This window comes from Burkholderia sp. HAN2018, from assembly GCF_024704855.1.
In the GTDB taxonomy this organism is placed as follows: domain Bacteria; phylum Pseudomonadota; class Gammaproteobacteria; order Burkholderiales; family Burkholderiaceae; genus Burkholderia; species Burkholderia cepacia.
On record NZ_QOBB01000115.1, the window covers coordinates 1 to 23,260 of the forward strand.

The window sequence follows — 23,260 nt, forward strand, 5'->3', positions numbered from 1 at the left end:
GCACGGCGGCCGCGCCGCGTCCGGCGAGCGCCATCGCGCCGACGCCGCCGAGTGCGATCAGCGCGAAATTCCACGGGGAAAATGCGTAGATCAGCACCGGCGACGCGTCGCACAGGTAGAGCGCGAGATGCGCGAGCGCGCACAGCGCGACGGCCGCGATGCCGAGCGCGACGTGTCGCGCGGCCGGCACCGCGAGCAGCGCGAGCGGCGCGATCAGATAGAACTGCTGTTCAACCGCGAGGCTCCAGAAGTGCGACGTGGAGCCCGGCCAGCCGTCCTTCACGACGCCGATCCAGTAATTCGACAGGAACACCGCGTGCCACGCGAGCCCGAGATTGACGCCGCGCTGGTAGAACAGCGCGTGCGCGATCGCGAGCGCGGCGAGCAGCAGGTAATAGACGGGAAAGATCCGCAGCGCGCGCTTCGCGAGGAACAGCGCGAGCGCATGGCGGCGCGTCATGGTGCCGCATTCGACCGCCTGGCGATTGCGATGCAGCTCGCCGACGATCAGGAATCCGCTGATGAGGAAAAACGTCCACACGCCAAGCTTGCCGACGTCGACGGCAAGGACGTGGCCTTTGTGGGACAGGAAAACGAGGATGACGGCGAGGGCTCGCAGGCCGTCGAGTCCTTTGACGTATCGGGCTTCGCGCATGGAGGCATCCGGGCATTGAGCGCGCCCAGTATAGGTGCGCAAATATCGAACGTAATTCGCGTTCGGATGCATACGTGAAGGCGTTTTCTGATGCTGGAGCGTCGACGAAATCGCCCGCATGCAAAAAAACCTGCGGGAAACCCCGCGAAAACGCACAAAAGTACTCCACGAAGCGTCACGGCGCTTGTAGAATCCGGCGTTGAAGCGCGCGCGTTGCACGCTTCGTGTATCCAACGACCACACCTGGTAGGAGAAACATGGCGACTTCCGCAAAAAAGGTGGCCAAGAAGGCTGCCGCACCCGCCACCAAGAAAGTGGCTGCCAAAAAGGCTGCGCCCGCGAAGAAAGTAGTGGCAAAGAAGGTCGTCGCGAAGGCGGCACCGGCCGCTCCGACGCCGCTGAAGGACAAGTTCACGAAGGCATCGCTCGCAACGCACATCGCTGAGCGCGCAGCTGTCGAAGTGAAGGCGGTCAAGGCAGTGCTCGTCGCACTCGAGAACGTCGTGCTCGGCTCGGTCCACAAGAAGGGCGCGGGCGAGTTCACGCTGCCGGGTCTGCTGAAGATCACGGCACAAGTCGTGCCGGCGAAGAAGAAGCGCTTCGGCAAGGATCCGTTCACGGGCGAAGAGCGTTGGTTCCCGGCGAAGCCGGCCAGCGTGCGCGTGAAGGCACGTGCGCTGAAGAAGCTGAAGGACGCGGCAGCGTAATGCCGCGCGGCGGCTGCCGAATGCATTCGGCAGCCGTTGCGAAGTCCGACGATCCCCGTACGCGAAAGCGTGCGGGGATTTTTATTGCGCTGCGCAAAGCGCGCGGCCGCGAAGAAGTGCAGAAGTGCAGAAGCGAAATGGCCGAAAGTCCGGTTCGACGCGTGATGCACGCCGGACGACGAGTCGTGCATGCGCCATGACGAACGGCAATCCACTCACAGGGGCTCGCGCTCGCCGCGCCGGATGCGCCTGTTGCGTACGCATCGCGAGACACGCGCGTCGTGACTGAAACCATTCCCGACGAAATCGCGGCGCAGGTCGCCGCCGCATGCGACACGATCGAGCGGCATCTCGGCGCGACGCTGAACGCGATCCACCTGTTCGGCTCGGCGCTCGACGGCGGACTGAAACCGCGCAGCGACATCGACCTGCTGGCGACGGTGTCGGCCCGGCCCGACGAGCCGACGCGGCGTGCGCTGATGCTCGGCCTGCTCGCCGTGTCGGCGCCGCCCGGCCGCGCAGGCGGCATGCGCGCACTGGAAGTGACCGTCGTCGCGCACGACGAAATCGTGCCGTGGCGTCATCCGGCGCGACGCGAACTGCAGTTCGGCGAGTGGCTGCGTCACGATCTCGAAGCCGGCATCGTCGAGCCGGCGCTCGTCGATCACGATCTGGCGATCCTGTTGACGAAGGTGCGACAGCACAGTGTCGCGCTGGCCGGCCCGCCGGCTGCTGCGTTGCTCGAGCCGGTGCCTGAGGGGGATTTTGTGGCCGCGTTGCTGGCGACCGTCGCGCAGTGGCATGCCGAACCGAGTTGGCGCGGCGATGAGTGCAACGTGGTGCTCGCGCTCGCGCGCATCTGGTACAGCGCCGCGACCGGCAGGATCGCGCCCAAGGACGTCGCCGCGACATGGGCGCTGGAGCGTCTGCCGGAAACGTACCGTCCGGTTGTAGCGGCGGCGCGCGCCGCCTATCTCGGCGGCGAGGAAGCCGCGGCGATCCTGTCGGGCGAACCCCTCGCCGCATTCATCGGCTACGCGCGGCGAACGGTCGAATCGATGCTGTCGACGTCGCCGCAGATGCCGCGAACGTAGCCGGCTTGCGGGCGGGACCGACGAGGATCACGGGTGTTTGCGACGCTGTCGCACGCGTTTGCAGTCGAGCCGGACGCCTGCCCGGCGACCCGGCGCATCATTCGCACGCGCTTATGCGATGTGCATCGTCAGCCGGCCGTACCGGCAAAGGCGGCCTTCAGCACGGCGTCGTCGAGCTTGACCATCTGCATCATCGCGGCCGCCACGCGCGTGGCCTTGACGGTGTCGCGGTCGGACATCATCGGGATCAGCGCTTCCGGAACGATCTGCCACGAGACGCCGTAGCGGTCTCGCAGCCAGCCGCAGGCGTCGGCCGTGCCGCCGTTGTCGAGCAGGGCGTTCCAGTAGCGGTCGAGTTCCGCCTGGTCGGCGCAGCTGACCAGCAGCGAGATCGCGTGGTTGAACGTGTCGGTGCGCGGGTGGCTCATCGCGAAGAACGGCTGCCCGAACAGCTCGAACTCGACCATTCGCGTGCCGTCGGTGCCGGGCACTGCCGTGACGCGCACGATGCGCGAATCCGGAAAGATGCCTGCGTAGAAGGCCGCTGCTTCTTCGGCTTCCGTCGAGTACCAGAGGAACGGCGTGATCTTCTGAATCGTCATGACGAATCTCCTGTCTGTATGGATTGGCCGGGGCGCAAATCGCGTGCCGGCCTCTGTACGACGGATGAAGGCCGTCGAAATCGACACGCCGGGGCGAACGGCCGTCGCTCCGGGGCCGTGGCACCGACAGTGCGGATGGTAGTCGTCCGGCGCACCTGTGGCGAGCGAGCCTGGCATCAGGAAACCGCGTTTCCGGCGCATTGCGGCCGTCAGGCGCCGCTGCCGGCCGGGTGACGAGTGTCGGGTACCCGGACATCGGCCATCGCCCGTGCAGGCCGTGCGGGCCAGCCGGCGACGGACGAAAAAAAAGCCAGCCGCGGCTGAAACCGGGGCTGGCTTTCCAGGTCGGAGGCAGGGCGTCGGAGACGCCATGCACGCCGGATACTTCGTTTTTAGAACTTGTGGCGCAGGCCGAGTGCGACCAGCTCTTGCGAGCTCTTGCCGGCGATACCGTACGAGCCGATCGACGCTTGCGCATCGGTGCCGTCCGCGTTCTTGCCGCTTGCGTGTTGATACGCACCAACCAGGTAGATGTCCGTGCGCTTCGACAGCGAGTAATCGGCGCCCAGCGAAACCTGATGGTACTTGCCGTTGTTGTCGCCGTTGCCCTTCGTGTAGATGTAGCCGAGGCCGAGCAGCAGCGGTGCCGATGCCTGATACGTGACGAACGCGCGACCCGTGTTGTACTTCTGGTTCGTGCCGAACGCCGAGTTGCCGTCCGCCTTGTATTGCGCGTTGCTGTAACCGGCGCCGACCGTCACCGGGCCGAATGCGTACTGGCCAGCCACTTGCGCGATGCCGATCGACGTCGACGACGTGAACGCGTTGTTGATGAAGGTCGTGCCCGAATCGCCGTCGAAGATCGCGTCCGACGAGCCGGCCCAGCCGCTACGCGTGCCGCTGGCGCTGAGTGCCGATGCGTTGTTTGCGTGGAAGTAGCCGGCAGCCAGGCCGAGCGGGCCGTTGTTGTACGCTGCTGCTGCTGCCCACGTCTGACCCTTGCCGGTCGAACCTGCAACACCGCCGAATGCGTACATCGCTTCGACTTGCAGGCCTGCCCAGACCGGCGACGTGTACTTCACTGCGTTGCTGACGCGCAGGCTGTTGTCGTTGTTGTCGACGTCGCCCGGCGTGGCGAACACGCTGCCGAAGTAGTTGTCTGCCGTGACTGCCTGGACCAGGTCGACGAGCGGGTCATACTGGCGGCCGAGCGTGACCGTACCGTACTGGTCGCTCTGCAGGCCGACGAATGCCTGGCGGCCGAACATGCGGCCACCCTGGCCCAGTGCGCCCGATGCCGAGTTGAAGCCGTTTTCCAACTGGAAGATCGCCTTCAGGCCGCCACCGAGGTCCTCGGAACCCTTCAGGCCGAAACGGCTGCCTTGCAGGTTGCCGCTACCCATCGACCACGAATTGTTGCCTTGACCTGCGTTACCGTGAACATAGGTGATCGACGTGTCGATCACGCCGTACAGCGTCACACTCGACTGTGCCTGAGCAGCGCCGGCGGCGCCCAGCAGCGCGAGCGAGAGGGTCGAGAGAGCAAGTTTCTTCATCGTTGAGTTTCTCCACGCAAGTGATTCATCGTTATTTGTTGCGGATTGGAGAATAGCTCAGTGCCATAGACGCAAGAAAGCCTAAAAAATAAAGTGTCTCGAAAAGGTAACAGCGCGAAAAAGTCCATATATATCAAGCACATCAACGACTGTTCCCATTTTTGAAATAGTTGACATTTGCTGCGGCGCGATTGTTTCAAAAGTCGACGCACATTGCGGCCGGCAGCCTGTTTTGGCACGTTGGCGGGCAGAAATGGATGCTTGCAAACGTTTGCGGTTGCGGCAACGAAGCCGGGGCATGCAAAGGACGTATCAACGTCGCGCGAATGCGCGGCGGACTGGGATGGTTGCAGGAAGGCAGACGGGTGTGCTGGGGCGCGCCGCGACGTTGCTAACAGCGTGAATCAGTCGTCGCGCATGCGATCGACGGGCCGGTCGGCTTGAGCGGACGCGGCCGGTGCGGTACCGGCGAGACGATGCGCGTTGCCGCGGGCCGCCGCGAATTCCGCGCCGAGCAGCAGCACGATCGCGGAGAAGTACAGCCACATCAGCAGGACCGCGAACGATCCGGCCGCGCCGAATGCACTGGCGGTGCCCGCGTGCGCGAGGTACAGCGCGAACAGTTTCTTGCCGCCCGAGAACAGGATCGCGGACACGATGCCGCCGATCGCGGCGTCGCGCCACGCGACGCGCGCATCGGGCAGGAACTTCATCAGCGATGCGAACGCGGCCGCGAGCACGGCGATGCCGACGAAGAACTGCACGAGGTTCGTGACGACCACGTACGGCGAATTGCCCAGCAGCCAGGTGCCGACGAACGTGATCGCGGTGTCGAGCACGAGCGACACGATCAGCAGGAACGCGACGCCGAGCACGAGCCCGAACGAGATCAGCCGCACGCGCACGAGCCCGAGCATGCTCGACCAGCGGTTCTCGGTGGCCGGCCAGATCACGCTGAGCGCGGCGCTGAGCGACGCGAAGGTGGCCGACGCGCCGATGGCCAGCGCGGCGAACGAGATCAGGGTTGCGAGGCCGCCGCGCTCGCCCGCGCGGTGCGCGTTCTGCACGATCGTCTGGATGCTGGCCGCCGCGTCGTCGCCGATCAGCTGGTGCGCCTGTTCGAACACCTGGCCGCGCGCGGCGTCGTCGCCGTAGAACCAGCCGGCCACGGCAATCACCATCACGAGCATCGGCGCGAGCGAGAACGCGGAGAAGAATGCAATGCCCGCGGCCATCGCGGAGCAACGGTCGGCCGAGAAGCGCTTGAACGCCGTGAGGGCCCAGTTGGCCTGTTGTTGCGCGAGACGGGTGGCTTCGGAGGTGATCTGTCGTTTCATGACGGTTCGGTGGCGCGCGGAACGCGGGTCATCGTTGGTAATCAGACAATTCAGTATTGATCCGAAGATTCGAACATAGTTGCGCGAACTGTCTATAATTCCTTTCAGTTTCCTCACCCCCACAATAACGCCGAGACCAGCCATGCTCCAAATGTCCCGGCGCCAGTTCCTGAAGGTGACGGCTACGTCGCTTGCCGGATCGAGTCTAGCCCTGATGGGCTTCTCTCCGTCCGAAGCGCTCGCCGAAGTCCGACAGTACAAGCTGGCGCGCACCGTCGAAACGCGCAACACCTGTCCATACTGTTCAGTGGGTTGCGGCATCCTGATGTACAGCCTCGGAGACGGCGCGAAGAACGCGCAGCCGAGCATCATGCACATCGAAGGCGATCCCGACCATCCCGTCAATCGCGGCACGCTGTGCCCGAAGGGCGCGAGCCTGATCGACTTCATCCATAGCCCGAACCGCCTGACGCACCCCGAGTATCGCGCGCCCGGCTCGGACAAGTGGGAACCGATCTCGTGGAACGACGCGCTCGACCGGATCGCGAAGCTGATGAAGGCCGACCGCGACGCGAACTTCGTCGAGACGGCGGAGGACGGTGCGAAGGTCAACCGCTGGCTGACGACCGGCATGCTGGCCGCGTCGGCGGGCAGCAACGAGGTCGGCTACCTGACGCACAAGACGGTCCGCAGTCTCGGGATGCTCGCATTCGACAATCAGGCGCGTGTCTGACATGGCCCGACGGTGGCAGGTCTTGCCCCGACGTTTGGCCGTGGAGCGATGACGAACCATTGGGTCGACATCAAGAACGCGGACGTGATTCTCGTGATGGGCGGCAATGCAGCCGAGGCCCATCCGTGCGGTTTCAAGTGGGTAACGGAGGCGAAGGCGCACCGCAAGGCGCGGCTGATCGTCGTCGACCCGCGCTTTACGCGTACGGCCTCGGTGGCCGACTACTACGCGCCGATCCGCACCGGCACCGACATCGTCTTCCTGGGCGGTGTGATCAACTATCTGCTGACGAACGACAAGATCCAGCATGAGTACGTGAAGAACTACACGGACTTCTCGTTCATCGTGCGCGAGGATTTCGCGTTCAACGACGGTATCTATTCCGGCTACGACGCCGAGAAACACGCATACCCGGACAAATCGAGCTGGGACTACGAGCGCGGCGACGACGGCTTCGTGAAGGTCGACCCGACGCTGCAGCACCCGCGTTGCGTGTACAACCTGCTGAAGCAGCATTACGCGCGCTATACGCAGGACATGGTCCAGCAGGTCTGCGGCACGCCGAAGGAGAAGTTCCTGAAGGTGTGCGAGATGCTCGCGACCACCGCCGTTCCCGGCCGCGCCGGCACGGTGCTGTACGCGCTCGGCTGGACGCACCACTCGATCGGCGCGCAGATCATCCGCACCGGCGCGATGGTGCAGCTGCTGCTCGGCAACATCGGCATCGCCGGCGGCGGGATGAACGCGCTGCGCGGCCACTCGAACATCCAGGGGTTGACCGACCTCGGGCTGATGTCGAACCTGCTGCCGGGCTACATGACGCTGCCGATGCAGGCCGAGCAGGATTTCGACGGCTACATCAAGAAGCGCGTGCAGCAGCCGCTGCGGCCGAACCAGTTGAGCTACTGGAAGAACTACAAGGCCTTCCACGTCAGCTTCATGAAGTCCTGGTGGGGCGACGCGGCGACCGCCGAGAACAACTGGGCCTACGACTACCTGCCGAAGCTGGACAAGCAGTACGACCTGCTGCAGGCGATCGAGCTGATGAATGCCGGCAAGATGAACGGCTACATCTGCCAGGGCTTCAACCCGCTCGCGGCGGCGCCGTCGAAGGTGAAGACGGCGGCAGGGCTCGCGAAGCTGAAGTGGCTCGTGATCATGGATCCGCTCGCGACCGAGACGTCCGAGTTCTGGAAGCATCACGGCGACTACAACGACGTCGACGCGTCGAAGATCCAGACCGAGGTGTTCCGTCTGCCCACCACGTGTTTTGCGGAGGAAAACGGTTCGCTCGTGAGTTCGAGCCGCGTGCTGCAATGGCACTGGAAGGGCGCGGAGCCGCCGGGCGAAGCGCGTAGCGACCTCGAGATCATGTCGGGGCTGTTCCTGCGCATGCGCAAGATGTACCAGACGGACGGCGGCAAGTATCCGGACCCGATCGTCAACCTGACCTGGCCGTACGCGAACCCGGAAAGCCCGACGCCCGAAGAGCTCGCGATGGAGTTCAACGGCCGTGCGCTCGCCGATCTGCCCGATCCGAAGGATCCGGCCAAGACGCTCGTGAAGAAGGGCGAGCAGCTGGCCGCGTTCGCGCAACTGAAGGACGACGGGACGACCGCGAGCGGCTGCTGGATCTTCTGCGGAGCCTGGACGCAGGCCGGCAACCAGATGGGCCGGCGCGACAACTCCGATCCGACCGGCATCGGCCAGACGCTGAACTGGGCGTGGGCCTGGCCGGCGAACCGGCGGATCCTGTACAACCGCGCATCGTGCGACGTGAGCGGCAAGCCGTTCGACCCGACCCGCAAGCTGATCGGCTGGAACGGCAGCGCGTGGAAGGGCGCCGACATCCCCGATTTCAAGGCGGACGAGCCACCCGAAAACGGGATGGGGCCGTTCATCATGAATCCGGAAGGTGTCGCGCGCTTCTTCGCGCGTGCGGGGATGAACGAAGGCCCGTTCCCCGAGCACTACGAGCCGTTCGAAACGCCGATCGGCACGAACCCGCTGCACCCGAACAACCCGCTCGCGCTGAACAACCCGGCCGCCCGCGTGTTCCCGGACGATCGGGCGTCGTTCGGCCAGGCACCGGAGTTCCCGCACGCGGCGACCACGTACCGGCTAACCGAGCATTTCCACTACTGGACCAAGCATGCGCGGCTGAACGCGATCATCCAGCCCGAGCAATTCGTCGAGATCGGCGAGGACCTCGCGAAGGAAGTCGGCGTCGCGCATGGCGAACGCGTGAAGGTGTCGTCCAAGCGCGGCTACATCATCGCGGTCGCCCTCGTCACGAAGCGGATCAAGCCGCTGATGGTCGACGGCAAGAAGGTCCAGACGGTCGGTGTCCCGTTGCACTGGGGCTTCAAGGGTCTGACGAAGCCCGGCTATCTCGCGAATACCCTGACTCCGTCCGTGGGTGACGGCAACTCCTATACACCGGAATTCAAGTCGTTCCTGGTGAAGGTCGAAAAGGCGTAAGGGGAAAGAGATGGCATTGCAATCGCTGGATATCAAGCGCGTCTCGGCCACCACGACGCCACCGCCCACGGTGCGCGAACCGGTGACCGGGAGCGTCGCGAAGCTGATCGACGTATCGAAGTGCATCGGCTGCAAGGCATGCCAGACGGCATGCATGGAGTGGAACGACCTGCGCGACGAAGTCGGCACCAACGTCGGCGTGTACGACAACCCGGCCGATCTCTCCGAGCACTCGTGGACGGTGATGCGGTTCGCCGAATACGAGAACCCGGCGGGCGACCTCGAGTGGCTGATCCGCAAGGACGGCTGCATGCACTGCGAGGATCCGGGCTGCCTGAAGGCGTGCCCGTCGCCGGGCGCGATCGTGCAGTACAACAACGGGATCGTCGATTTCCACGAGGAGAACTGCATCGGTTGCGGCTATTGCGTGACCGGCTGCCCGTTCAACGTTCCGCGGATCTCGAAGAAGGATCATCGCGCGTACAAGTGCACGCTCTGTTCCGACCGCGTCGCGGTCGGCCAGGAACCGGCCTGCGTGAAGACCTGCCCGACGGGCGCGATCGTGTTCGGCACCAAGGAGGACATGAAGCAGCACGCGGCCGAGCGGATCGAGGACCTGAAGGAGCGCGGCTTCGAGCATGCGGGGCTGTACGACCCGCAGGGCGTCGGCGGCACGCACGTGATGTACGTGCTGCACCATGCCGATAAACCGTCGCTGTACCACGGGCTGCCCGACAACCCGTCGATCAGCCCGATGGTGAAGCTGTGGAAGGGCATTGCGAAACCGCTCGCGGTGGCCGGCATCGCGCTGACCGCGCTCGCCGGGTTCTTCCACTATGTCCGGGTCGGTCCGAACGAGGTGAGCGACGAGGAAGAATCGGCCGCGCGCGACGAGGCGCGACGCATCAAGGAGGACGCGAAATGAACCACGACGACCCCAACCTGATCGTCCGCTACACGCCGAACGAGCGCACGAACCACTGGATCACCGCGATCACGTTCGTGCTGCTCGCGTTGTCCGGGCTCGCGCTGTTTCATCCGTCGATGTTCTGGCTGACCGCGCTGTTCGGCGGCGGCCAGTGGACGCGGATCCTGCATCCGTTCGTCGGCCTCGTGATGTTCGTGTCGTTCGCGATCCTGGTCGTGCGCTTCTGGCACCACAATGCGCTCGACGCGGACGATCGCCAATGGCTGAAGCAGATCGGCGACGTGCTGACCAACCAGGAAGACAAGCTGCCGCCCGTCGGGCGCTATAACGCCGGGCAGAAGCTGCTATTCTTCACGCTGGTGGCGTGCCTGTTGCTGCTCCTGCTGTCGGGAGTCGTGATCTGGCGGCGTTACTTCTCGTTCTACTTCCCGATCGGGGTGATCCGCGCGGCCGCTGTCGTGCATGCCGTGGCGGCCTTCGTGCTGATCGCGAGCATCATCGTGCACATTTACGCGGCGTTGTGGGTGAAGGGCTCGATCGGCGCGATGGTGCGCGGCACCGTCACGTTGGGCTGGGCTCGCAAGCATCACCCGAAGTGGTTCCGTGAAAGCGTGAAATAACGCACCGGAGCGGGGCGGCTCGCCAGTTGCGGCGGGCCGTTCCGCCAACCGCCGGAACCGCCCGAAAGCGCCGATGCGTCGGCGCTTGTTTATTTGGAAGACATTTTTGTGACACAACGCATCCTCGAACCGACCGAGATTTCGACACTCGATCATTCGGCCATCCCGCGCTTTCGCCTGCCGGAGCGCGCCACCGCGTTTTCGGCGCGCGCCGCGCGGCTGCGCAAGCTGGCCGACCTGAACCCGATCAGCGGCTACCTGCGGCTGATGGCCACCGTCGCCGATGCGCAGCACGCGACGCTGCAGACGCTGGAATTGCCGCTGCCGTCGAAGGAAGCGATCGCGCTCGCGCAGCAGCATTCGATGCCGCTCATACCGGCGCTCGACGGCGAGCGCAACCCGCAATGGCGGGCCGTGCTGTACGAACTGCTCGACCGCGTCGAAGGCGCCGGGCTCGTCAACCCGCAGCTCGCGAAGCTGCTCGACCGGCTGCGCCTGATGGCGCCCGCCGAACTCGACGCGCAGGCCGACGCGATCCTCGCGCTGCGCTTCGCCGAAGTCGACCCGGCCACCGCGCCGTTCCTGATGGCCGCGCTGCAGGTCGTCTGGACGGATCTCGCAAGCTGCGTTGCGCCGGCCGACGTCCCGTATCTCGACCAGCCGGGGTTGTGCCCCGTGTGCGGCACGCACCCGGTCGCGAGCGTCGTGCGGGTCGGCGGGCAGTACCAGGGCTACCGTTTCCTGCAGTGCGGGCTGTGCACGACCGAGTGGCACATGGTGCGCACGAAGTGCTCGCACTGCGATTCGACGAAAGGCATCGCGTATCACGGGATCGAGGGCGGCAGCGAAGCCGTCAAGGCCGAATCGTGCGACGAGTGCAAGACCTATCGCAAGATCGGTTATCAGGACAAGGACTACGAGTTCGAGCCGCTGGCGGACGATCTCGCGAGCCTCACGCTCGACCTGCTGATGAACGAGGCCGGTTACCAGCGCAGTTCGCCGAACCCGCTGCTGTGGCCGGACGTCGCGCGGGAAGCGGATTGACGACATCGGCCGGGGCGGCGCGAGAGCGCCGGCGCCGGCCGACTGCGAAGCATGAGACTGGAGCCACCACGACGTGACCGAACCCGGTTTGAATGAACTGAATGCCGTGCTGGCGCGTGTGCCGTCGGTCGAGCGCGTGCTGTCGTCGGCGCCGCTGCAACCGCTGCTCGCCGACTACGGCCGCACGCGCGTGCTGAACGCCGTGCGCGCGGAGCTCGAACGCTGGCGTACCGCCGCGCAGCACGATCCGGCGGGGGCCGAACCACTCGACGAACCGCGCATCGCCGCGGCCGTCGCGCGCGCACTGGCCGCGCAGAGCGCGGGCGCGGTGCGCACCGTGTTCAACCTGACCGGCACCGTGCTGCACACGAACCTCGGGCGCGCGCTGTTGCCCGACGACGCGGTGCGCGCGGTGGTCGACGCGCTCACGCGCCCCGTCAACCTCGAATTCGACCTCGCCACGGGCCGCCGCGGCGATCGCGACGACCTGATCGACGATCTGCTGTGCGAACTGACGGGCGCGGAAGCCGCGACCGTCGTCAACAACAACGCGGCGGCCGTGCTGCTGGCGCTGTCGGCGCTGGCGACGAAGCGGGAAGTCGTCGTGTCGCGCGGCGAGCTGGTCGAGATCGGCGGCGCATTCCGCATCCCCGACATCATGAGCCGCGCCGGCGCCAGGCTGCGCGAAGTCGGCACGACCAACCGCACCCATCTGCGCGACTACGCGGAGGCAATCGGCCCGCGCACCGCGCTGCTGATGAAGGTGCATTGCAGCAACTACGCGATCAGCGGCTTCACGAAGGAGACGTCGCTCGCCGAACTCGCGCCGCTCGCGCGCGAGCACGGGCTGCCGGTCGCCGTCGATCTCGGCAGCGGCACGCTCGCCGACCTGACGCAATGGGGCCTGCCGCATGAGACGACCGTGCAGGAAACCGTGGCTGCCGGCGCAAACGTTGTCACGTTCAGCGGCGACAAGCTGCTTGGCGGGCCGCAGGCCGGCCTGATCGTCGGCGATCGCGCGCTGATCGCGAAGATCAAGAAACATCCGCTCAAGCGCGCGCTACGCGTCGGCAAGCTGACGCTCGCGGCGCTCGAACCCGTGCTGCGCCTCTACCAGTCCCCCGAGTTCCTGCGCGACCGGCTCACGACACTGCGCCTGCTGACGCGCCCGCACGGCGAGATCGCCGAGGCCGCCGAACGCGTGCGTCCGGCGCTGCAGGCCGCGCTCGGCGGCGGTTTCGACGTAGCGGTCGAGCCGATGTTCAGCCAGATCGGCAGCGGTGCGCTGCCGGTCGACCAGCTGCCGAGCGCCGGGCTCGTCGTGCGCACGGCGGACGGCAAGCGCGGCGGCCGCGCGCTCGCGCAGCTCGAGAAGCGGCTGCGCGAATGGCCGCGCCCGGTGATCGGCCGCGTGGCCGACAACGCGCTGCGGCTCGACCTGCGCTGCCTCGAAGCGGCCGACGAGGCGGCGTTCATCGCGCAATGCGTACCGCTCGCGGGGCCCGCTGCATGATCGTCGGTACCGCCGGACACATCGACCACGGCAAGACGACGCTGGTGCGCGCGCTGACGGGCGTCGATACCGACCGCCTGAAGGAAGAGAAGGCGCGCGGCATCTCGATCGAACTCGGTTATGCGTATACGCCGCTCGACAACGGCGACGTGCTCGGCCTGATCGACGTGCCGGGCCACGAGAAGCTGATTCACACGATGGCGGCCGGCGCGTGCGGGATCGACTTCGCGCTGCTCGTGATTGCCGCCGACGACGGCGTGATGCCGCAGACGCGCGAGCATCTCGCGATCCTGCAACTGCTCGGCGTCACGCATGGCGCTGTCGCGCTGACGAAGTGCGATCGCGTCGACGCCGCGCGCGTGGCCGAGGTGCGCGACGAGATCGCCGCGTGGCTGAACGATTCGACGCTGGCCGGCGTGCCGATCTTCGAAACGCGGGCGACGGCCGTGGACGATCCGGGTGTCGCCGCGTTGAAGCGTCACCTGGCCGACGCGGCGATCGCGTGGCGCGCCCGCCGCGACGACGGGCTGTTCCGGCTCGCGGTCGATCGTGTGTTTACGCTCACGGGGCAGGGCACCGTCGTGACGGGCACCGCGTTCGCGGGCCGCGTCGCGACCGGCGATACGCTCGCGATCGTGCGCACGGGCGGCGCGGCGCGCGTGCGCAGCATCCATGCGCAGAATCGGCCGGTCGAGTCCGGCCGCGCGGGCCAGCGTTGCGCACTGAACCTGGCCGGGGTCGACAAGGCCGATGTCGAGCGCGGAGATACCGTGGCCGATGCGAGGCTCGTCGCGACGTCGCCGCGTCTCGACGTCGAATTGACGCTGCTCGCGGATGCGGGGCTGACGCTCACGCACTGGGCACCGCTGCACGTGCATCTCGGCACGCTGCATCGCGTCGCGCATGTCGCGCTGCTCGACGGCGATACGCTTGCGGCCGGCCAGCGGATGCGCGTGCAACTGGTATTCGACGAGCCGGTGTTTGCGTTGCCGGGCGACCGGTTCATCGTCCGCAATCCGCAGGCGACGCGCACGGTCGGCGGCGGCCGCGTGCTCGACCCGTTCGGGCCGGCGCGCAAGCGTCGTACGCCCCAGCGCCGCGCGTGGCTCGACGCGCTGGCCGAATGGCTCGACGCAGGGCGTCTCGATGCGCTGCTCGCGCAGGCGCCGCTCGGCGTCCCGCGCGCGATGCTCACGCATCTGACGGGTTTTGCGCCGAACGCGCTGGTTTTGCCGGATGACGCGCTGGCAATCGGGCAGCGCGATGCCGCGTCGAATGACGGCGCGGTGATTGCGCATGCGCACTGGCGTGCGCTGCAGACGCGGGCGATCGATACGCTGCGCGCGTATCACGAGCGCATGCCCGACGAGCAGGGGCTCGACGCCGCGCGGCTGCGGCGGATGGCGGCGCCGCTCGCCGGCGATGCGCTGTGGCGCGCGCTCGTCGATGCGTTGGTGACCGGCGGCGAAGTGGCGCGAAGCGGGCCGTGGCTGCACTTGCCGTCGCATTCGGTGAGCCTCGAGCCGCGCGAGGAAGCGCTGGCGCAGCAACTGCTGCCGCTGATTCATGCGGGGCGCTTCGATCCGCCGTGGGTGCGCGACCTGGCCCGCGACACGGGGGCGGCCGAGGACGCGGTGCGTACCTTGCTGCGCAAGCTCGCACGGCGCGGCGACGTGCACCAGGTCGTGCGCGACCTGTTCTATCACGCGGACGTCATGCGCGAACTCGCGGAACTGGTTGCGCATCTCGCGCCGTCGCGCGACGGCGGGCTCGATGCCGCGACGTTCCGCGACGCAACGGGGCTGGGCCGCAAGCGTGCGATCCAGATTCTCGAGTTCTTCGACCGGGTTGGGTATACTCGCTTCCACCGCGATCTCCACTTCCTGCGGCCTGACAGCGGTTGGGCGGGTATTCAGGCGTAGGCGCTCGTTGTTCTTTGTTTTTTCCCACGACGGAAGGCATTCGTATCCGGTGGTACGGCTGGACTTCAAATCCAGTTGGGGGTGTCAGACACTCCCGGGTAGGTTCGACTCCTGCTGCCTTCCGCCACACGGCCCTTCCTGGCTATTCCGATCTCGTCCGTTGATGTCCTCTAGGTCGCTGATTTTAAAGCGGTTTGTGGGTAACGACGTGCTTGCGACTACCGTTTACGTCCCGCACAATTTCCTCACGAAGTATGGGTAGCGATGTGGGTTTGTGGGTATGGAGGGCAACATGGCGGGACGACAGTTGCATCGACTCAGCGCTCTGCGGGTCGCAAAAGAAGTAGCTCCGGGTCATTACGCGGATGGCGGCGGCCTCTACATGCAGATCGCGAACAGTGGTGCGCGTTCATGGGTGTTCCGGTTCAAACTGAACGGGCGCATGCGGGAGATGGGGCTTGGTCCGCTCTCGCGGGTCTCTTTGGGCGAGGCGCGCAAGCTGGCCGCCGGGTACCGTGACATGGTCAGGGACCTGATCGATCCCATCCTGGCGCGACGTGAGCAGCAGCGAAGGCAACTGCTCGACATATCGCCGGCCTCCAACGTGACGTTTCGTGAAGCAACTGAAGCGTTTACCCGTGCGCACGAATCTCAGTGGCGAAATCGCAAGCATGTCCAGCAGTGGGAGAACACGCTCAAGACTTACGCGTATCCGGTGATCGGTGACGTCCGGGTGCGTGACGTTGACACCGCGATGATCGTGCGAATCCTTCAGCCGATCTGGACGAAGAAGGCAGAGACTGCGCGCCGTGTGCGTGGCCGCATCAAGGCGATTCTCGACGCAGAGACGGTGCTGGGTCACCGTGTCGGCGGCAACCCGGCACGATATGTTGACCATTTGCAACTCGTGTTGCCGCGGTCGAAGAAACGCTCGCAGGTGAACCATCACCCTGCACTACCCTGGGAGGACTTGCCTGCGTTTATCCGCGAGCTTGAGCAACGTCCGCGGCGTGCTGCGCGTATGTTGCATCTGCTCATCCTCACGGCGACCCGCACGAACGAGGTACGTTTTGCGCGGCCCGAGGAGTTTGACCTCGCCGCCCGCACATGGTCAATTCCTGGTGATCGTACCAAGAGCGGCCGGCCGCTTCGCGTACCGCTTTGTGACCGTGCTGTCGAGATCGTGCGCAGTGCATTGCCCAAGGCAAAATACGGCTATCTGTTCCCGGGCTGCAAGGAAGGGCGTCCGTTGTCGAACATGGCGATGCTGACGCTTCTGAGACGTATGTCGCGACATGGAATCACCGTACACGGTTTCCGTTCGACGTTCCGCGACTGGGTTGCCGAATGTACGGACTATCCCGATTCGCTCGCAGAGGAAGCCTTGGCACACGTCATCGTATCGCAGACAGTGGCGGCCTACCGGCGTCGCGACCAGCTCGAGCGTCGGCGCCTGATGATGGCAGACTGGGGACTTTATTGCGGAAGCTCGTGTGAGAACGATGCGACGGTCAGAGAAGCTGTGTCGCAACCAGTTGCTGCCTAAACATCATTCGGAAATCCGCCAAAGCGTCACCGCTGTGGGTGCCGTTCGCGGTCGGTTGCGCTGGATGCGTTAGGACCAGTTTTCCACGTGATTGGGCCAGAACAAGGGGGATGCGGACATAATCTTGGACTACTTTGGAGGTAGTCCATGTATTCATACGAAGACCGCGTTCGGGCGAGCGACATGCCCTCGCCGATTCCGAAGTCGGTGACAGAGTAGGCGGAGAACGACAGGGGCAAGTCAGGATTGCGGGGTTACTCCGATAACACGAGCTTGTGGAGATATAATTCATCGATGTTTTCTGGCTCACAATCACGCGATGCCGACTTACCTTGAACTGCTGGCCCGTAAGCGGGCACTCGATGCTGAGATCGAAAAAGCTCGCGCCAAAGCCGCGGCCGAAGCGCTCGCATCCATGCGAGCGACAATTACGGAATTTGGTTTTACGCCGGAAGATCTCTTCGGCAAGGCAAAACGGAAGGACTCCGGCCGCGATCGCGCTTCGTCTTCCGGCCGAGCCAAGGCAGTGGACGTTGATCGAGCGACGCTTGATCTTTTTGCCGCGCCGGATGCGGAGAGCGCTACGTAGCGTTTGCAGCGCTGCCGAGCGAACTCATTACCTGGTCCGGCGGTCGTCGTTGGTGTCAATCGCAACGCACAGGAGCGAGTTGCCGTGGGCGGGAGCGTCAGGCGGTTCAAGTCGCAGCAGAAAGTCGAAGTACCGTCCGGTGAGTTTCCCGAGTTGTTCCTGTACTGCGCCGAGCCGGATCAGGCATTGGGCGTCCCAGTTCATGCCCACGACGAGCTCGCTCGTTTCGCAATTCCACTCGCTCAGTAGAATCGCAGCGGCGCGGGCGTTTTCTTCGGCGAATCGCTCGATGCGCTGCTCGATGTAGCGCACGTCGTCACGCATCAGCGTGCCGGAGATGCGCAGCGAGACGGCGTGTGCCACTACATCGTGCCTCAGATACACAGTCGCGATACCGCCTAGATGTCGGGACACCCGATCGAGCTGTTCGTCTTCCAGATCGTCCTGGACGGGCAGTGCACCCGACAAGACGTAGCGTGCTGGTTCTTCCATCGTATCCTCAGTTGATTCGGTTATCCTAGGCCTGCGGTTGGTGATGGCATATTAAGTCGCGTGCGTCAGGTCGCCGGCTGCCGGAACCTTTCGAGAATCTGCGCTTGGCGTCGCAGGAAGGCTTCGAGTTGCAGGTGCTCGTAGGCGAGTTCCTCAAGCAGCTCGACGTGTTCGGCGAGGCCGACGGGAACAAACGACGGCTCTCCGTACCTCACACGTTTGAAGATGGCACCGGTTCGCGCCCATTTTTGGGAGAATTCTTCCAGTGTGTCTTCGACCGACTCCGCTTCGTCGTCGGTGAGCGCGCCGCGAATGCGGGTCATGAAGGAGTGCGTGACGGCGTCGGTGGCGAAATAGACGTCGGCGGGGTTCGCGATGCTCTCGGCAAACTGCTGGGCATGGTGGTGCCGGAAGTTGTCGAGAACGGACAAGGTGCCGCAGATTTCATAGGTGAAAGGCATAGTACCTTCGGAATGAGGGACTACCGTCTTTGGGACTCGCCGCATATCCCCGCTACCATCGACAGTCGGTTGATCACATTCATTAGGCTAGGTTCCAACTGGACATATGTCAACGAAAAATTCCCAAACGGACATATTTTCCGTTCGCCTGAAATTGGAGCGGAAACGACTCGGCATGAACCAAACTGAGTTCGCTGCCGCGGGCGGCGTTCTCCAGCACGCCCAAGTCAACTACGAAAAAGGGGCCAGATTTCCGGATGCCAGTTACCTGGCGGGAATCGCCGAGGTCGGTGTGGACGTCCAATATGTACTTACTGGCCGGGTATCTGATTCCGCAACGCTCGCTCTTACTGTCGACGAGGAAAGACTCCTGGCCAGCTTTCGTGAATTGAAGACGCGAGAGAAGCGGGGTGTGTTAGCCCTGGTGGGCGCCATCACCGGAACGCCATCCGATGACCAAGAGAATGGTGTCGCAGAGACGTAATGTCGATTTCGATGGCGTTGTTGGAGCACCCTCGAACACGCGGTGGTCGGCGATTGACTGACCAATTTCCGGCCGGCGATGGACGGGTAGTGATGAGGTTGCACGGCTCATTCTCAAGCATGACCGCGCGCTGATGGCCGAACTTGAATATGTGTCATCGGAATGCCCGTTGCATCGAGGTGGTCCTCGCTCTGTGCGAACGCACCCCTTCGAGACTATCGTTTCATACCGCTACATCGCCGACGCGCCACTAATTGCGTGCACGGCGCCCAAAACCGGCGCAAGCCTATCCTGCAGTCACTCATTTTTCATCTTGTTTTCTCGGCCGATCGTGACTTCCGTATGCGCTATGTGCAAGCCATGCGCATTCTGAAATCGCGTCCGTGTAATTGCCGTGTGCGGCGCGTTTGATGCAGCGGTGTGAAGAAGTGAGCCCCGCATACACGATCGCATGATCCCGAGCGCATCACGTGTAAACGGGTGGAGAATGCCGGAAAGCATGTCTTGAGTGATTGGTGCGTCCGAAGCACCGCGTCGCGTCGTGCCGGTGGTACTCGAGTTTGGTCCGCAGTGGCGCGACGGTGAATGTCTGCGTAACGCAGGTGCGCGCGTGTAGCGCTGGCGTTGAAAGGGCCGGGTAGAAGAGGTGAATGCCGAGTGCGCGCCGGTGGCATCGAATGCGTTGTGGATTGCTATTCAGCGCGAATCGACGGGCAGCAGTGTTCACTGCAATTCGTGTCCATACGCGCGCGAATGATAAGTCAGATGAGGCGTCTGACGAGAGCAAAAATATTTCTTGTTCCGTCATATTCCTATGTATTCCTCTGCATTCAGTTTGCGTCGAGAACGACATAGAACGAGGGTTGACGGAGCGTAAACGCATGCTCAAGATGCAGTGAAGGGTGTGCGTCGGAGGTCGTCATGTCGGTTGCCAGAAGATTCACTCGAGGGCAGTGGGAAGCGTTCGGTCGCAGGCTGGATGCGCTGCCGGAAAAACCGAAAGACGCGCAACCTATCAAGGTGGGGGACGGTGTCAAATCTATACAGCCACAGATCGTGGCGGCGCGGGAGAAGGGATATACGTTGTATGAACTGATAGAGCAGGCCGCGCAAGACGGCATCGACGTGAATCTCAATTCGCTGAGATATGCGATGCGCCGTGCGGACGGAAAAGGAAGGGTTCGGCGAGGCAATCGAGACACGGCACGAGAGCAGGCGACAGCGCCTGCTCGAGGCAGGAAGTCAGCGCGGGCCAATGTGTCACGCGATAACCCGCCGCGCACGGGATTGCAGCAGAAAGAGAACACGGGGACAACCAGGCCGGGGCAACAGGTACAGGGCTGTCTTGGATTTCCGATCAGCCCGGACACCGAGAACTTGTAGAGGTCTCACATGGCAAGGCAAAATCCCCCCATCTATTTGGTTGGTGGTAGCAAGGGTGGTGTCGGCAAGAGTTTTGTGACGCTGGCGCTGGTCGACTATCTGCAACGCGCGGACATCAACGTCGTGCTGGTGGAGACGGACACGTCCAATCCTGATGTCATGAAAGCGGTCCATGCCGAAATCGAGTGCGCGTCATGTAATTTGGACGACGTCAGCGGATGGATCGACTTTGTTAACTTCTGCGATACGCACCGGGATGCGATCGTTGTCGTCAACACGGCAGCCCGGAGTCAGGCGGGTGTCCAGCAGTACGGTGGAACACTCGCTAGCGCGCTCGATGAGCTCGCCCGGCGTCTGGTCGTGTTGTGGGTCATCAACCGGCAACGCGATAGTCTCGAATTGCTGCTCAAGTTCGGCGCGACGTTCCCGAACGCAATCACGCATGTTGTGCGCAACGGCTACTTTGGTTCGCCAGATAAATTCACCCTTTATCGGGACTCGCAATTGCGCAACGCCGTTGAAGCACAAGGCCAATCGTTGGATTTTCCCGATCTTGCGGATCGCGTCGCGGACGAGTTGCGTAGCCAGCGTCTGTCGGTCGGGAGGGCGGCGCAAACGATGCATATCGGTGAGCGGGCGGAACTGCTGCGCTGGCGTGCGATATACGGCACGATGTTCGCCAAGCTGACAGCTCATGCGCAATTGGCGCGGTGAGGTTGTCCGGTGCGCTCACGCGTCTGTTACTCGAGGTCGGAACGTCCCGGTCGAGGAGGATATTCGGGAGCCACGCAGACTTTGCAAACTGCCGTTTGGCAGCAGTGATATGACTTATATGACGGACCCAAGCAGATCGTGTCAGGGCAAAATGAATAGTTATCCTGATGGGATTGATTTGAGTAGGGCGACGCGATGCCGCCCTACGGCACTTACACCTTCATTTGGCGCATGGCGTCGGCCAGCATCCACAGGGCGCGATTGAGCTTTACGTTTTGGTCGATTCCGGTGATGGGGCGTGTGGACATTGCACGCCCGGTGCGCGAGCGGCCATGCAGCCCGCCTTTCGTGAGGTTCTCCTGCACGCGGTTAAACACCGTCCAGAGGTCGTCACGACGATCCTCGAAACGGCGGGGAGCGAGCAACTGACTTTCGGTGATCGGGGCAGGAATCTCGGCATCGGTTGGATCGTAGCGCAGCGCAAGCGCGGAGCGAGCGAACGCCTGCTGTTCGTCACGGTTCAGCGAAACGTCGCGCATGCCTTCCTTTTGTTCGCGAATCAGCTCGAAACCGTCGAGCACGTCGAACGCACCATTGATGACGTTCTGAATGATGTTTCCTTTGTGCGGCACGCGAATATCGGCGACGTTGTCGCCCGCAACCATGCCATTCTGGCAGACAAAGCGCAGCAAGCCGGCGAGCATCTGATAGCTACTCGTGCCGTCATGCGAGTTCAGCAACACGATTTCGTTGGCTTCGTCGCCGTTGATCTGCTCGGCGTGGCGAAGGCGAAGCATGTGCTTCGTGTAGTCGCGCTTGCCCTGATCGCGCACGCGCGTTTGGCAGATCATGAATGGCTGGAATCCTTCATTACGCAGGCCTCGCAATACGTCGATGGTCGGAATGTAGGTGTAGCGCTCCGAGCGACTTTCGTGCTTGCCGTCGCCGAAGATGGACGGTGCAACGCGGCGAATCTGGTCGTCTGAGAGGGGTGAGTCGGCCCGAAGCATCGGGGAACTGTAATGGAAAGAAGAAGCGAGTTGCATGGCAATCTCCACAGCAAAAAGGGTTGAGCGGCGGGCTGTGGGATGACCTTGCCGCTTACGCGGAAAAACTCTCCCGGTGGAACTCGGGGTTGGCTTTTGCTTTTGCCTGACACCCTGTTTCCTGCCCGTGCGATCCAAGGAGCCGAGCGCTGGACGGTGTCAAGGAAGGGGGCGAGGGATGGTGCGGGCAACCCGGTCCCTCGCCCCTTGATGCCGTCCAGGGCTTGGCTACGGTCGCGGGACAGGGCAGGAAATAGGGTGCCAGGCGCAGGCCAAGGCAGGAGTTTCACGGGAAGAATGACGAAGCCCCGGTTATTCACAGTCTCTGGGGGCAACGCTGTGAACAACTTTCGCGGCCGGAGCGTAAGTGATTGAGGTGTCTTGGATCTCGGGGCGAACGGTGCAGTAAGCGTGAATCGGGTCAGGATTCGGGAATTCGATCGCCCAAGTTCACTTTCGCTCGGAATCACATAGGCATCGGAAGTTAGCCGCCCCGTATACTGGGGCCGACGTAAGGACATGGAGGTGGGTATGGGGCTTCAGTGGATCGAGTATCTGAAGCAGAGCGGCTGGATGGATCTGCTAAAAGTTGGCGGCGTCGCCGGCGTTGTGAGCTCGGTCGTCACGCTGGGTTGGAATGAATTGCGGGAGGCCAGGGTCAGCAGGCGCAAAGCACGGCATGTCGCGTTGACGGTCGCGCTGTCGTTGGAAAGCTATGCGCGGGAAGCCCGATCGATGATGCATCGCGCTGACTGGGCCACGGAGGAGGCCGGTCGCTTGCAGATGTATGAGCCGCTCCGTTGCGTTACCTCCGTTCGTATTCCCGGAGCCGATCGATTGGAAATGGTTGAGACACAACGTTGCCTCTCAGCTCCGCGAGTTTCCGGCCACGCTGCATTCGACCCGTCAGTCCTTGTCTGCGGAGTGGGAATACGGCGATCCGATCGACTGGTGCGCGGAAGTGGAATTCGAATGTGCGAAGGCTGCAGTGAGGGCGTTGGAGCTATCTCACTTGACGCGCACGAGGCATGACGTTGCGCCATGGAAGCCCATCGTGCCGGATGCCGATCTGAAAAGCGAACCCATGCAGTTCATTGCGGAGCAGAGCACGAAGCGTGAGGCGTTTCGGGAGAAGCAACGGCAGGCAGCAGCCAACGTGACTGTCGGAGAGCCCATTCCTGACGAGCAGTGATGTTCGCGCCAAACTGGAGCAGCCCCCTGAAACGCCGGACACAGTCACCCACTTACAATAACGGGTAGGCATAAGACTGTGTTTTTGACTAACACCAGGCAGGAAGTGATGGAAGTGTTGACGGGCCCGGAGCGCCGGCGGCGCTGGACGGCGGAGCAGAA

General features: G+C 63.7%; 21 protein-coding genes and 1 tRNA gene. 15 read left to right on the forward strand and 7 right to left on the reverse strand.

The features are described 5' to 3' along the window. Positions 1 to 655: acyltransferase (locus DPV74_RS25060; RefSeq protein ID WP_162923130.1), on the reverse strand; the 655-nt coding region annotated here is incomplete at its 3' end. Between the two features lie 257 nt (positions 656 to 912). Here DPV74_RS25060 and DPV74_RS25065 point away from each other — a divergent pair. Together DPV74_RS25065 and DPV74_RS25070 are read left to right on the forward strand one after the other, a co-directional pair. Beyond that, positions 913 to 1,362, forward strand: a complete 450-nt coding sequence (locus DPV74_RS25065) for an HU family DNA-binding protein (protein ID WP_011355701.1) — start codon at positions 913 to 915, stop codon at positions 1,360 to 1,362. A gap of 281 nt (positions 1,363 to 1,643) precedes the next feature. Next, positions 1,644 to 2,456 (forward strand): AadA family aminoglycoside 3''-O-nucleotidyltransferase, encoded by an 813-nt coding sequence (locus DPV74_RS25070; RefSeq protein WP_119338173.1) that lies wholly within the window; start codon positions 1,644 to 1,646, stop codon positions 2,454 to 2,456. 128 nt (positions 2,457 to 2,584) lie between these two features. Here the strand turns inward: DPV74_RS25070 and DPV74_RS25075 are convergent, their stop codons facing one another. From DPV74_RS25075 to DPV74_RS25085, 3 genes are all read right to left on the reverse strand, one after another. Further along, positions 2,585 to 3,058 carry a VOC family protein gene (locus DPV74_RS25075; protein WP_027791161.1) on the reverse strand — a complete coding sequence of 158 codons (474 nt, stop codon included), beginning with the start codon at positions 3,056 to 3,058 and terminating at the stop codon, positions 2,585 to 2,587. 392 nt (positions 3,059 to 3,450) lie between these two features. Beyond that, positions 3,451 to 4,614 (reverse strand): porin, encoded by a 1,164-nt coding sequence (locus DPV74_RS25080; protein ID WP_027791162.1) that lies wholly within the window; start codon positions 4,612 to 4,614, stop codon positions 3,451 to 3,453. Between the two features lie 404 nt (positions 4,615 to 5,018). Continuing rightward, a complete protein-coding gene (locus DPV74_RS25085; RefSeq protein WP_027791163.1) occupies positions 5,019 to 5,951 on the reverse strand; it encodes a YihY/virulence factor BrkB family protein in 933 nt (310 codons plus the stop codon). A gap of 142 nt (positions 5,952 to 6,093) precedes the next feature. Here DPV74_RS25085 and fdnG point away from each other — a divergent pair, with 142 nt between their 5' ends. The 9 genes from fdnG (at position 6,094) to DPV74_RS25130 (ending at position 17,327) form a co-directional block, all read left to right on the forward strand. Next, positions 6,094 to 9,165, forward strand: coding sequence for a formate dehydrogenase-N subunit alpha (gene fdnG / locus DPV74_RS25090; RefSeq protein WP_162923131.1), 3,072 nt, complete (start codon positions 6,094 to 6,096; stop codon positions 9,163 to 9,165). Between the two features lie 10 nt (positions 9,166 to 9,175). Continuing rightward, a complete protein-coding gene (fdxH, locus tag DPV74_RS25095; RefSeq protein WP_060286045.1) occupies positions 9,176 to 10,090 on the forward strand; it encodes a formate dehydrogenase subunit beta in 915 nt (304 codons plus the stop codon). Beyond that, the gene (locus tag DPV74_RS25100) at positions 10,087 to 10,713 is read left to right on the forward strand and encodes a formate dehydrogenase subunit gamma (protein WP_021162866.1); all 627 of its coding nucleotides are present in this window, start codon (positions 10,087 to 10,089) and stop codon (positions 10,711 to 10,713) included. Before fdxH ends, DPV74_RS25100 begins: the two co-directional genes overlap by 4 nt. 108 nt (positions 10,714 to 10,821) lie before the next feature. After that, positions 10,822 to 11,757, forward strand: a complete 936-nt coding sequence (gene fdhE / locus DPV74_RS25105) for a formate dehydrogenase accessory protein FdhE (RefSeq protein WP_027791167.1) — start codon at positions 10,822 to 10,824, stop codon at positions 11,755 to 11,757. Between the two features lie 73 nt (positions 11,758 to 11,830). Continuing rightward, entirely contained in the window at positions 11,831 to 13,270 is a 1,440-nt protein-coding gene (gene selA / locus DPV74_RS25110; RefSeq protein WP_027791168.1) for an L-seryl-tRNA(Sec) selenium transferase, read from the forward strand. Next, positions 13,267 to 15,192: a selenocysteine-specific translation elongation factor gene (selB, locus tag DPV74_RS25115; protein ID WP_119338175.1), complete on the forward strand. Its 1,926-nt coding sequence runs from the start codon at positions 13,267 to 13,269 to the stop codon at positions 15,190 to 15,192. The genes selA and selB overlap by 4 nt, the downstream gene beginning before the upstream one ends. Before the next feature lie 31 nt (positions 15,193 to 15,223). Continuing rightward, positions 15,224 to 15,319, forward strand: a tRNA-Sec gene (locus tag DPV74_RS25120). A 165-nt stretch (positions 15,320 to 15,484) separates the two neighbouring features. After that, positions 15,485 to 16,738 (forward strand): site-specific integrase, encoded by a 1,254-nt coding sequence (locus DPV74_RS25125; protein WP_119338180.1) that lies wholly within the window; start codon positions 15,485 to 15,487, stop codon positions 16,736 to 16,738. 319 nt (positions 16,739 to 17,057) lie between these two features. Continuing rightward, positions 17,058 to 17,327 carry an H-NS family nucleoid-associated regulatory protein gene (locus DPV74_RS25130; protein ID WP_060218693.1) on the forward strand — a complete coding sequence of 90 codons (270 nt, stop codon included), beginning with the start codon at positions 17,058 to 17,060 and terminating at the stop codon, positions 17,325 to 17,327. A gap of 27 nt (positions 17,328 to 17,354) precedes the next feature. On the opposite strand, the gene DPV74_RS25135 is transcribed toward DPV74_RS25130, so the two are convergent. After that, complete coding sequence (locus DPV74_RS25135) at positions 17,355 to 17,819, reverse strand: hypothetical protein (RefSeq protein ID WP_119338176.1); 465 nt, start codon at positions 17,817 to 17,819, stop codon at positions 17,355 to 17,357. 65 nt (positions 17,820 to 17,884) lie between these two features. Next, positions 17,885 to 18,280: a hypothetical protein gene (locus tag DPV74_RS25140; RefSeq protein WP_060218694.1), complete on the reverse strand. Its 396-nt coding sequence runs from the start codon at positions 18,278 to 18,280 to the stop codon at positions 17,885 to 17,887. A gap of 175 nt (positions 18,281 to 18,455) precedes the next feature. Here DPV74_RS25140 and DPV74_RS25145 point away from each other — a divergent pair, with 175 nt between their 5' ends. The 3 genes from DPV74_RS25145 to DPV74_RS25155 all read left to right on the forward strand — a co-directional run bounded on the left by DPV74_RS25145 (position 18,456) and on the right by DPV74_RS25155 (position 20,861). Then, the gene (locus DPV74_RS25145) at positions 18,456 to 18,764 is read left to right on the forward strand and encodes a helix-turn-helix domain-containing protein (RefSeq protein WP_233634270.1); all 309 of its coding nucleotides are present in this window, start codon (positions 18,456 to 18,458) and stop codon (positions 18,762 to 18,764) included. Positions 18,765 to 19,685: 921 nt separating this feature from the next. Beyond that, complete coding sequence (locus DPV74_RS25150; protein WP_081052430.1) at positions 19,686 to 20,147, forward strand: hypothetical protein; 462 nt, start codon at positions 19,686 to 19,688, stop codon at positions 20,145 to 20,147. Between the two features lie 9 nt (positions 20,148 to 20,156). After that, positions 20,157 to 20,861, forward strand: coding sequence for a protein mobD (locus DPV74_RS25155; protein WP_119338178.1), 705 nt, complete (start codon positions 20,157 to 20,159; stop codon positions 20,859 to 20,861). 212 nt (positions 20,862 to 21,073) lie between these two features. Here DPV74_RS25155 and DPV74_RS25160 read toward each other — a convergent pair whose 3' ends face one another. Beyond that, complete coding sequence (locus DPV74_RS25160; RefSeq protein WP_091926168.1) at positions 21,074 to 21,907, reverse strand: DUF932 domain-containing protein; 834 nt, start codon at positions 21,905 to 21,907, stop codon at positions 21,074 to 21,076. Positions 21,908 to 22,694: 787 nt separating this feature from the next. Between DPV74_RS25160 and DPV74_RS25165 the strand changes: the two genes are divergently transcribed. Next, a complete protein-coding gene (locus DPV74_RS25165; RefSeq protein ID WP_162923132.1) occupies positions 22,695 to 23,099 on the forward strand; it encodes a hypothetical protein in 405 nt (134 codons plus the stop codon). Positions 23,100 to 23,260: the final 161 nt, after the last annotated feature.

Bases quoted from the DNA above. Each gene is read 5' to 3' on its own strand.
- DPV74_RS25065 (WP_011355701.1), top strand. From the start codon at position 913: ATGGCGACTTCCGCAAAAAAGGTGGCCAAGAAGGCTGCCGCACCCGCC.
- DPV74_RS25075 (WP_027791161.1), bottom strand. From the start codon at position 3,058: ATGACGATTCAGAAGATCACGCCGTTCCTCTGGTACTCGACGGAAGCC.
- DPV74_RS25080 (WP_027791162.1), bottom strand. From the start codon at position 4,614: ATGAAGAAACTTGCTCTCTCGACCCTCTCGCTCGCGCTGCTGGGCGCC.
- DPV74_RS25085 (WP_027791163.1), bottom strand. From the start codon at position 5,951: ATGAAACGACAGATCACCTCCGAAGCCACCCGTCTCGCGCAACAACAG.
- fdxH (WP_060286045.1), top strand. From the start codon at position 9,176: ATGGCATTGCAATCGCTGGATATCAAGCGCGTCTCGGCCACCACGACG.
- DPV74_RS25100 (WP_021162866.1), top strand. From the start codon at position 10,087: ATGAACCACGACGACCCCAACCTGATCGTCCGCTACACGCCGAACGAG.
- selB (WP_119338175.1), top strand. From the start codon at position 13,267: ATGATCGTCGGTACCGCCGGACACATCGACCACGGCAAGACGACGCTG.
- DPV74_RS25125 (WP_119338180.1), top strand. From the start codon at position 15,485: ATGGCGGGACGACAGTTGCATCGACTCAGCGCTCTGCGGGTCGCAAAA.
- DPV74_RS25130 (WP_060218693.1), top strand. From the start codon at position 17,058: ATGCCGACTTACCTTGAACTGCTGGCCCGTAAGCGGGCACTCGATGCT.
- DPV74_RS25135 (WP_119338176.1), bottom strand. From the start codon at position 17,819: ATGGAAGAACCAGCACGCTACGTCTTGTCGGGTGCACTGCCCGTCCAG.
- DPV74_RS25140 (WP_060218694.1), bottom strand. From the start codon at position 18,280: ATGCCTTTCACCTATGAAATCTGCGGCACCTTGTCCGTTCTCGACAAC.
- DPV74_RS25145 (WP_233634270.1), top strand. From the start codon at position 18,456: ATGAACCAAACTGAGTTCGCTGCCGCGGGCGGCGTTCTCCAGCACGCC.
- DPV74_RS25150 (WP_081052430.1), top strand. From the start codon at position 19,686: ATGTCGGTTGCCAGAAGATTCACTCGAGGGCAGTGGGAAGCGTTCGGT.
- DPV74_RS25155 (WP_119338178.1), top strand. From the start codon at position 20,157: ATGGCAAGGCAAAATCCCCCCATCTATTTGGTTGGTGGTAGCAAGGGT.
- DPV74_RS25160 (WP_091926168.1), bottom strand. From the start codon at position 21,907: ATGCAACTCGCTTCTTCTTTCCATTACAGTTCCCCGATGCTTCGGGCC.
- DPV74_RS25165 (WP_162923132.1), top strand. From the start codon at position 22,695: ATGAGCCGCTCCGTTGCGTTACCTCCGTTCGTATTCCCGGAGCCGATC.